Raw genomic sequence first — 8,625 nt, 5'->3', positions numbered from 1 at the left:
CCCCACCGAGCTTACCGGCACGACGGAACGGGTGAGCAGGTAGACCGTGATGCCGATCCCGAAGCCGGTGAGCAGGGCCCCGCTGAGCGCACTCGCCTTGGCGAGCACCAGGACCCGGGTGGCGTAGAAGGGATCGATCGGACCCTTCGCGGTGCCCCGGGTCAGCCTGCGGATCGGCACGGCGAGGGACACCACGATCCCTCCGATCGCCGCGAGGGCGATCGCCAGCGTCAGCGGAGGAAGGACGATGGGCCGTCCTCCCGCGGTCAGGCCCATCTCGAGGAACGCGCCGCCGACCCCGCCGATCACGGCGAGCACGATGAGGCTGATGACGCTCGTGCGCTTCATCGTCCGGCCCCCTCGAAGAGGGGCGCGGCGGGGAACGGCCGGACCTCGTCCGACCGTGCGGCGTCGAGGGCGTCGACGCGTCCCCGGCCGAGCAGGACCGCGTCGGGATCCGCCTGCAGCCAGGGGACGAGCACAAACGGTCGCTGCCAGGCCCGCGGATGCGGCAGGGTCAACCGCTCCCTGTCGTCGCGCAGACCGTCGAAGGAGATCAGGTCGAGGTCGAGCGTCCGGTCGCCCCAGCGTTCGGTGCGCGTCCGGCCGTGGTCGGCCTCGATCCGGTTCAGCTCGTCGAGCAGACCGTCCGGGTCCAGGGCGCTGGCGACGAGGACGATGGCGTTGAGGTAGGCCGGCGCGGCCTCGTCCACCCCGTCGGGCTTCACCGCATGGGACTCGACGAGCCCGGAGGCGGCGGTCACCGTGGCCCCCTCGATCGCGTCGATCTCCCGGACGGCACTACGCAGGATCGACTCTCGGTCGCCCAGATTGGACCCGAGGGCGATGACGGCGGGCAGGACAACACGCATCCGGGTCATGCGCGCTCCCTGGTGATCGTGACGGAGACGTCGTCGAAGGCGACCGCGATGGGCGCGCTCGGCTTGTGCACCGTGACGGTCACGACGCGGACGGCCTCGTGGCCGAGCACCAGATCGGCGACCCGCTTGGCAACGGTCTCGATGAGATCGACCGGATCCGTGCCGACCGCTGCGGCGATCTCGTCCGCGAGGATCCCATAGTGGACGGTCTGCCTGACGTCGTCGGAGACGGCCGCCGCCTCCAGGTCGAGCCCGAGCGTGACATCGATGACGAACTCCTGCCCGTGGACGCGTTCCTCCTCGAGGACACCGTGGTGGGCGAAGACCCGCAGCCCCGTCAGTCTGATCGTGTCGTTGTCCGTCATGGCTGCATCGCCTCCCAGACGTCGATGGCGGCGCGGGTCGCGGCGACGTCGTGCACCCGCACGCCGGCGACCCCCGCCTGCGCGGCAAGGGCGCTGATCGTCGCGGTTGCAGGATCGCGCGCCGTGACCGGCGCATCCCGCGGAAGCAGATCGGCGAGGAACCTCTTGCGTGAGGCCCCGATGAGCAGGGGGTAACCGAGCGTGCCGAGCGCGGGCAGGCCGGCGAGCAGCCGCCAGTTCTGCTCGGCCGTCTTGGCGAAGCCGAGGCCGGGGTCGAGAACGATCCGGTCGGGCCGCACGCCGCTCACGATCAGCTCGGCGAGGCGCCGCTTCAGCTCCTCGCGCACGTCGACGATGACGTCGCCGTAGGTCGCCCGCTGGTTCATCGTCGCGCTGTGTCCCCGCCAGTGCATGACGATGAACAGCAGCCCGGTCTCGATGACCACACGGGCCATGTCCTCGTCGGCGAGGCCTCCGGAGACGTCGTTGATGACCTCCGCGCCGAGGCCGGCCGCGGCGAGGGCGGTCGACGCGTTCATCGTGTCGACGCTCACCGGGATTCCGCGCTGCACGAGCGCCTCGATGACCGGAAGCACCCGCCGCTGCTCCACGTCGATGGGCAGGCGTGGCGCACCCGGCCTCGTCGACTCTCCGCCGACATCCACGAGCTGCGCGCCGGCGGCGACCATTGCCGCTGCGTGCTCGACGGCGGCGTCCAGCTGCTCGAACCTGCCGCCGTCGCTGAAGGAGTCGGGTGTCACATTGAGGATGCCCATGATCCATGGCCGCGGCGAGGCGACCGTTCGATGCGCGCGCACCGGAGCGGTCGCACTACTCATGGTGCGCCCCGATCAGCGCCATGATCTCCGCACGGTTCACGGGCTCCGAGAGTACACCTCGGCTCGCGATCGTGACGGTCGAGCTCCTCGCCTGGCGGACGCCGCGGGAGGTCACGCAGCCGTGGACCGCGTCGAGCACCACGAGCACCCCGAGCGGATCGAGCCCGGTCTGCAGGGCATCGGCGATCTCCTCCGTCAGCCTTTCCTGGAGCTGTGGACGCGAGGCGATGGTCTCGACCACGCGGGGAAGCCTGCCGAGGCCGACGATGCGCCGTCGCGGGATGTAGGCCAGATGGGCGATGCCGAGGAACGGCAGCAGATGATGTTCGCAGATCGATCGGAACTCGATGTCCCGCAGCAGCACCAGTTCGCTCAGGTCGCCGGTCGTCGACGTGAACTCCTGGCTGTCGGCGAGGTGGTCGAGCGGATCGACGGCGAGGCCCGCGAAGAACTCCGTGTATGCCTGCGCGACCCGCTGCGGAGTGGTCGCGAGCCCCGGACGGGACGGATCCTCGCCGATGGCGGCGAGGATCTCCAGCACGGCGGCCTCGATGCGAGCGCTGTCGATCGGGTCGGTGGAGCTGGCCACATGTCCCCTTACACGGTTGAGAGAAGCCTCGGCGATCGGTCCGTTACGCCGTCGCGATGTCCGGACGCTTGCGAGGACGCGGCGCCCTGGCCTTCTTCGCCTGCGGCTCGGAGGTCACCCCGCCGTCCACGACGCCCTCGTCGATCGGCGCCTTCGACGGCACGACGACCGGCGGGAGGCTCGACACGGGGCGCTTGTCGCTGGAGAGCCACTGCGGACGCTCCGGCATCTTCTTCACGTCCTTGAAGATCTCGGCCAGCTGGTTGTGGTCGAGGGTCTCCTTCTCCAGCAGGGCGGTCGCGAGACGGTCGAGGATGGCACGGTTCTCGTTGATGACGTTCCAGGCCTCCGTGTGCGCGGTCTCGATCAGGGCGCGCACCTCGGCGTCCACCTGCTCCGACAGCCGCTCGGAGTAGTCGCGCTGGCTGCCCATGTCGCGACCGAGGAACATCTCGTTCGAGCCGGAGCCGAGCTTGACCGATCCGATGCTCGAGCTCATCCCGAACTCGGTGACCATCTTGCGGGCGGTCGCGGTGGCCTTCTCGATGTCGTTGGATGCGCCGGTCGTCGGGTCGTGGAAGACGACCTCCTCCGCCACCCGGCCGCCCATCGCGTAGGCGAGCTGGTCAAGGAGCTCGTTGCGACTCACCGAGTAGCGATCCTCCAGCGGAAGCACCATGGTGTACCCGAGTGCGCGACCGCGCGGCAGGATGGTGACCTTCGTCACCGGGTCGGTGTTGCGCATGGCGGTCGCCACGAGCGCGTGACCGCCCTCGTGGTACGCGGTGATGAGCTTCTCCTGGTCGCGCATCACCCGGGTGCGGCGCTGCGGGCCGGCCATGACACGGTCGACGGCCTCGTCCAGGGCCCGGTTGTCAATCAGCTGCGCGTTGGAGCGGGCCGTGAGCAGAGCGGCCTCGTTGAGCACGTTGGCGAGATCGGCACCCGTGAAGCCCGGCGTCTTGCGCGCGAGCACCTCCAGGTCGACTCCGGCCGCGAGCGGCTTGCCCTTCCCGTGGACCTCGAGGATCTGCTTGCGTCCGAGCAGGTCGGGGGCGTCCACGCCGATCTGACGGTCGAAGCGGCCGGGACGCAGCAGCGCGGGGTCGAGGATGTCCGGGCGGTTGGTCGCCGCGATGAGGATGACGTTCGTCTTGACGTCGAAGCCGTCCATCTCCACGAGGAGCTGGTTGAGGGTCTGCTCGCGCTCGTCGTGGCCGCCGCCCATTCCCGAGCCGCGGTGACGGCCGACGGCGTCGATCTCGTCGACGAAGATGATGGCGGGGGAGTTCTCCTTCGCCTGGGCGAACAGGTCCCGCACGCGACTGGCGCCGACTCCCACGAACATCTCGACGAAGTCGGAGCCGGAGATCGCGTAGAAGGGAACGTTGGCCTCGCCGGCGACGGCGCGGGCAAGCAGCGTCTTTCCCGTTCCTGGAGGGCCGTACAGCAGTACGCCCTTCGGGATCCGAGCGCCGACGGCCTGGAACTTCGCGGGCTCCTTGAGGAAGTCCTTGATCTCCTCGAGCTCCTCGATCGCCTCGTCGGCACCGGCGACATCCGCGAAGGTGACCTTCGGGCTCTCCTTGGAGACGAGCTTCGCCTTCGACTTGCCGAACTGCATGACCTTCGAGCCGCCGCCCTGCATGCTCGACATGAGGAACCAGAAGATCACGCCGATGATGAGGAACGGGATGACGATGCCCGCCAGGGACGACAGCCAGTTGCCCTTGTCGACCTGGTCGTCGTACTTCGCGGTCGAGGAGTCGACGGCCTTGACGATGTCCTCGCCGCGGGGGGCGGAGTAGTAGAACTGGACCTGTTTGCCGTCGGCGCCCGCCTGGTTGAGAACGAGGTCGACCCGCTGCTCGTTGTCCACGATCTTGGCGGAGGCGACCTTGTCGTCTTTGAGGAGTTCAAGGCCCTGCTTGGTCGTGACCTGCTTGAAGCCGGATCCGCTCAGCAGGCTGAATCCGACGGAGACCACGATGACCGCCAGCACGATGTAGATGAGCGGGCCACGGAGAAAGCGCTTGAAGTCCATAGTGTTCCGGAGTCGAGCCCGGCACCTTTCTGACGAAGAATGTGGTTGCAAGGCTACCCGAGGAGCACTGGATGGGCCCTGGATGTTTGCCGTGGGCGTAATGAGGCCGGCAATGGCGGCCGGAGGAGCCTCCCGCGGTGTCGTTCCTCAGTGCTCGTACACGTGCGGCGCGAGCACCCCGATGTCACGGAAGTTGCGGTACTTCTCCGCGTAGTCCAGCCCGTAGCCGACCACGAAGGCGTTCGGGATCTCGAAGCCGACGTACCGGACGTCGACGGCGATCTTCGCGGCATCCGGCTTGCGCAGGAGCGCGCAGATCTCGACGGATTCCGCGCCCCGGCTCTCGAGGTTGGCCCGGAGCCAGGACAGGGTCAGTCCGGAGTCGATGATGTCCTCGACGATGAGCACCTTGCGGTCGTGCAGGTCGGAGTCGAGGTCCTTGAGAATGCGGACGACGCCGGACGACCGCGTGCCGGATCCGTAGGAGGACACGGCCATCCAGTCCATCTCGATGGGGAGCTTGAGCTCGCGTGCGAGATCGGCCATGACCATCACGGCACCGCGCAGCACCCCGACCAGGAGCAGCTTCTCACCCGCGTAGTCCGCCTCGATGCGGCGGGAGATCTCGGCGATCTTCGCGTGGATCTGCTGCTCCGTGAACAGGATGCTCGTGAGGTCGTCCGCGATGTCGCTGTATTCCATGGTTCAAGGCTCCCTGATCGAACTGAAGATGAGCAGGCCGCCCTGCCTCTCCACTTTAATGCCAGGCAGATCGAGCGCATCCTGCCCGCTCCAGTCGGTGACCAGCCTGACCACCTCGAGGGTGTGCTGCCTACTGAGGCTCACCCCGAATTCCGCGGCGACCGTCATCCGGATTATCCGCTGCCGGAGCGCCGGCGGGTTGGCGGCGAGCGCCCTCACCGGGAGCGAGATGCCAGCCTCCGCGTGCTCGGCGAGCTCCTCGAGCTGCTCGAGCGCGAAGGCGTCGAGCGCCTCGGTGTCCTCGCGGGCGAGCCATGCCGTACGGGACAGCGCCTCGGCGAATCCGGGTCCCAGCTCGCGTTCGAGCATCGGGAGCACGGTCGTGCGCACCCGCACGCGGGCGAATCGCTCGTCGTCGTTCTGCGGGTCGTGCCACGGTTCCAGCCCGGAGTCGATGCAGAACTGGATGGTCGTCGCCCGCCGGAGCTGGAGCAGCGGGCGCAGGAAGATCCCCGACTCCGGGGCCATCCCCTTGATGCTGCCCTGCCCGCTGCCCCGGCCCAGGCCGAGCAGCACGGTCTCGGCCTGGTCGTCGAGGGTATGCCCAACGAGGACCCGGTGCGCCCCCGTCTCGGCGGCGGCCTCCGCGAGCGCCGCATAGCGGGCGGTGCGCGCCGCCGCCTCCGGGCCGCCCGCGGTGCCCACCTCGACCCGCTTGACGATGACCGGGTCGAGACCGAGGTCGCGGGCCTGTTGCGCCGCGCGTTCCGCGACCTCCGCGGAACCCTCCTGCATGCCGTGGTCGACGACGACCGCACCGGCCACGGCGCCGACGAGCCGCTTCGTCTCGAACGCCGTCGCCGCGGCCAGCGCCAGCGAATCCGGCCCACCGCTGAGCGCCACCAGGACGAGTACCGCCGTGGCGGGATCGTGCACAGACGGCTCCGTGCCCTGCCTCTTCTCGACGAAGGAGGTCATCAGGGGGACGATGGCGCTCCGCACGGCGGTGCGCACGTTGGCGATCGCGGGGGTCAGTCGAGGTCGGGTGGTCATCCGATAACGTTATTGCAGCAAACCCTCGACCCTAGGAGCCACAGTCATGGCCAGCTACGATGCCGTCATCGAGATCCCCAAGGGGAGCAAGAACAAATACGAAGTCGATCACGAGACGGGCCGCGTCTACCTCGACCGGGTGCTCTTCACCGGATTCGTCTACCCGACCGACTACGGCTACTTCGAGAACACGCTCGGCCTCGACGGCGACCCCGTCGACGTGCTCGTCCTGCTCGACTACCCGCTCTTCCCCGGCGTCGGCGTCAAGGTCCGCCCGGTCGGTGTCTTCAACATGACGGACGACGGCGGCTCAGACGCCAAGGTCATCGCCGTGCAGGCAAAGGATCCGCGCTGGTCCTGGATCCAGGACGTCGATGACATCCCCGAGTACACCCGCAAGGAGATCGAGCACTTCTTCGAGCACTACAAGGACCTCGAGCCGGGCAAATGGGTCAAGACCGAGGGCTGGGGAAACGCCGCAGAGGCCGAAGAGATCGTTCAGGCGGGAATCGCGAAGCTGGCCGCAGAGGGCCACTGACCGGTGCCCGCGGGCACCGCGCGAGTCGGCGAGCTCAGTTGGCGAGCTCGACTCCGCGGGCCCGCATGAACGGCACCGGATCGGTCGTGGTGCCGCCCAGATAGACCTCGAAGTGCAGGTGGCATCCCGTCGACCAGCCGGTGCTGCCCACGCTCGCGATGCGCTGACCGGCCGAGACCTGCTGGTTGACGCTGACCTGGATGCCACCGTTGACGATGTGACCGTAGGCGGTCGAGACCCCCGAGCCGTCGTTGTTGGAGATCTTCACGTAGTTGCCGTAGCCCCCGTACGGGCCCGCATAGGTGACCGTGCCGGAGTGGGCGGCCACGATGGCGGCACCGCAGCCGGGAGCAAGGTCGGTGCCGGAGTGCAGCGCATAGTCGTGGGTGTACGGGTCGACCCGGTAGCCGTACGGGCTGGTCATGTGCCCGGCGGATGGCCGCACCCAGCCGGACGTGCTCGATCCGCTGCCGGCCGATGGTCCGCTTCCCGGCGCCGTGGTTCCGCCACTGGGATGGCTCGCCTGCTGCTGGGCTGCGGCCTTGGCGGCCGCCGCGACCCCCGCGTTGTACTGCGCCTGGGTCACGTTCTGGTTGGTGACGAGGCTCGTCCGCTGCGCCTGCAGCGTGGCCTCGTTGCTCTGCTGCTCCGCGAGCGCGGCGCTGGCTTGCTCCGAGGCGGCCGTCGCCTCCTTGAGGTCGTTCTGCGCGGTGTCGGCCAGCTTCTGGAGCGCGGCCTCGGCGAGCCCGGCCTGATCGGCCAGCGCCTTGGCCGTGTTCTCGTCCTGGGTCGCCTTGGTATAGAGATCGGCGGAACGATCCTTCACCATGCTCGCGAGGCCGAGCTGCGAGAGCAGATCGCTTGCCGCATCGCCGCTGAAGAACAGTGTCGTGCTCAGATCGCTGCCGCCGGTCCGCGCCAGCTGGGCGGCGAACTGACCGGCCTCCTGCTTGGACTTCGCGGCCTTGGCCTTGGCGGCATCCGCCTGGCTGCGCTTCTGGGTGAGATCGAGCGCCGCCTCGTCGTGCTTCTGCTGGGCCGCCTGCGCGGCAGCCCCCTTCTGCTCGGCGAGGGACTGCGCCGCCGCCGCGGAGGCCTTCAGCCCGGCGAGCAGGTCGTCGATCTTCTTGATCTCCGCGTTCTTCGCCGCGACGCTCTTCTGGGCCGCCTGGACGTCTCCCCAGCTGGGGTAGCTGGCCGCGGACGCCGGGCTCGAGGCCTGACCGAAGATCGTGCCGGTCACGAGGACCGACACGAGGGCGGCGATCGCCAGCAGTCGTCGAGATCGCGACGTGCTCATGCTGCGGAGGCCCTGGCTGTGGTTCATCTCTCCCCGAGTCCGTGACGCAGAATCCCCTACAGCCACTTTAGTAACACTGTTAACACAGGTAACGATAACGCGCACACGTCGAATTGGCCAGTGTCCGATGGACACCGGCGTGATGGACCTGTCTAGTTGGCCAGCTCGATGCCGTTGGCACGCATGAAGGGCACCGCGTCTTCCGTCGTGCCGTTGTGGTAGATCTCGAAGTGGAGGTGGCAGCCGGTCGACCAGCCCGTGCTGCCCACCTTGGCGATGTTCTGCCCGACCCCGACCTTGTCGCCGACGTGGAC

The 8,625-nt window shown here is 68.5% G+C and carries 11 protein-coding genes; 1 reads left to right on the top strand and 10 read right to left on the bottom strand.

Going from position 1 to position 8,625, the window contains the following annotated elements:
* The 8 genes from VGC18_RS09970 to tilS form a co-directional block, all read right to left on the bottom strand.
* Positions 1–348: DUF3180 domain-containing protein (locus tag VGC18_RS09970; RefSeq protein ID WP_331096837.1), on the bottom strand; the 348-nt coding region annotated here is incomplete at its 3' end.
* On the bottom strand, positions 345–881 hold the full coding sequence (gene folK / locus VGC18_RS09965) for a 2-amino-4-hydroxy-6-hydroxymethyldihydropteridine diphosphokinase (RefSeq protein WP_331096835.1): 537 nt from the start codon (positions 879–881) through the stop codon (positions 345–347). The genes folK and VGC18_RS09970, both read right to left, overlap by 4 nt.
* A complete protein-coding gene (folB, locus tag VGC18_RS09960) occupies positions 878–1,246 on the bottom strand; it encodes a dihydroneopterin aldolase (RefSeq protein WP_331096833.1) in 369 nt (122 codons plus the stop codon). Before folB ends, folK begins: the two co-directional genes overlap by 4 nt.
* Positions 1,243–2,085: a dihydropteroate synthase gene (folP, locus tag VGC18_RS09955; protein WP_331096831.1), complete on the bottom strand. Its 843-nt coding sequence runs from the start codon at positions 2,083–2,085 to the stop codon at positions 1,243–1,245. Before folP ends, folB begins: the two co-directional genes overlap by 4 nt.
* A complete protein-coding gene (gene folE / locus VGC18_RS09950; RefSeq protein ID WP_331096829.1) occupies positions 2,078–2,674 on the bottom strand; it encodes a GTP cyclohydrolase I FolE in 597 nt (198 codons plus the stop codon). Before folE ends, folP begins: the two co-directional genes overlap by 8 nt.
* A 43-nt stretch (positions 2,675–2,717) precedes the next feature.
* A complete protein-coding gene (gene ftsH, locus VGC18_RS09945; protein WP_331096826.1) occupies positions 2,718–4,718 on the bottom strand; it encodes an ATP-dependent zinc metalloprotease FtsH in 2,001 nt (666 codons plus the stop codon).
* Positions 4,719–4,865: 147 nt separating this feature from the next.
* Positions 4,866–5,420 carry a hypoxanthine phosphoribosyltransferase gene (hpt, locus tag VGC18_RS09940; protein WP_331096824.1) on the bottom strand — a complete coding sequence of 185 codons (555 nt, stop codon included), beginning with the start codon at positions 5,418–5,420 and terminating at the stop codon, positions 4,866–4,868.
* A gap of 3 nt (positions 5,421–5,423) precedes the next feature.
* The gene (gene tilS / locus VGC18_RS09935) at positions 5,424–6,473 is read right to left on the bottom strand and encodes a tRNA lysidine(34) synthetase TilS (protein WP_331096822.1); all 1,050 of its coding nucleotides are present in this window, start codon (positions 6,471–6,473) and stop codon (positions 5,424–5,426) included.
* Between the two features lie 46 nt (positions 6,474–6,519).
* Here tilS and VGC18_RS09930 point away from each other — a divergent pair, with 46 nt between their 5' ends.
* Positions 6,520–7,011, top strand: coding sequence for an inorganic diphosphatase (locus VGC18_RS09930; RefSeq protein ID WP_331096819.1), 492 nt, complete (start codon positions 6,520–6,522; stop codon positions 7,009–7,011).
* A gap of 34 nt (positions 7,012–7,045) precedes the next feature.
* On the opposite strand, the gene VGC18_RS09925 is transcribed toward VGC18_RS09930, so the two are convergent.
* Positions 7,046–8,311 carry a M23 family metallopeptidase gene (locus VGC18_RS09925; RefSeq protein WP_331096817.1) on the bottom strand — a complete coding sequence of 422 codons (1,266 nt, stop codon included), beginning with the start codon at positions 8,309–8,311 and terminating at the stop codon, positions 7,046–7,048.
* 152 nt (positions 8,312–8,463) lie between these two features.
* A complete protein-coding gene (locus VGC18_RS09920; protein ID WP_414672874.1) occupies positions 8,464–8,580 on the bottom strand; it encodes a M23 family metallopeptidase in 117 nt (38 codons plus the stop codon).
* Positions 8,581–8,625: the final 45 nt, after the last annotated feature.

Source organism: Lacisediminihabitans sp. (genome assembly GCF_036404185.1).
GTDB lineage: Bacteria > Actinomycetota > Actinomycetes > Actinomycetales > Microbacteriaceae > Lacisediminihabitans.
The sequence above is the reverse complement of the archived record's forward strand: the minus strand, read 5'-3'. Positions and strand labels throughout refer to the sequence as shown.

Coding starts and splice junctions, on each gene's coding strand:
- VGC18_RS09930 (WP_331096819.1), top strand. CDS start 6,520: ATGGCCAGCTACGATGCCGTCATCGAGATCCCCAAGGGGAGCAAGAAC.
- tilS (WP_331096822.1), bottom strand. CDS start 6,473: ATGACCACCCGACCTCGACTGACCCCCGCGATCGCCAACGTGCGCACC.
- folK (WP_331096835.1), bottom strand. CDS start 881: ATGACCCGGATGCGTGTTGTCCTGCCCGCCGTCATCGCCCTCGGGTCC.
- folB (WP_331096833.1), bottom strand. CDS start 1,246: ATGACGGACAACGACACGATCAGACTGACGGGGCTGCGGGTCTTCGCC.
- folP (WP_331096831.1), bottom strand. CDS start 2,085: ATGAGTAGTGCGACCGCTCCGGTGCGCGCGCATCGAACGGTCGCCTCG.
- VGC18_RS09925 (WP_331096817.1), bottom strand. CDS start 8,311: ATGAGCACGTCGCGATCTCGACGACTGCTGGCGATCGCCGCCCTCGTG.
- ftsH (WP_331096826.1), bottom strand. CDS start 4,718: ATGGACTTCAAGCGCTTTCTCCGTGGCCCGCTCATCTACATCGTGCTG.
- hpt (WP_331096824.1), bottom strand. CDS start 5,420: ATGGAATACAGCGACATCGCGGACGACCTCACGAGCATCCTGTTCACG.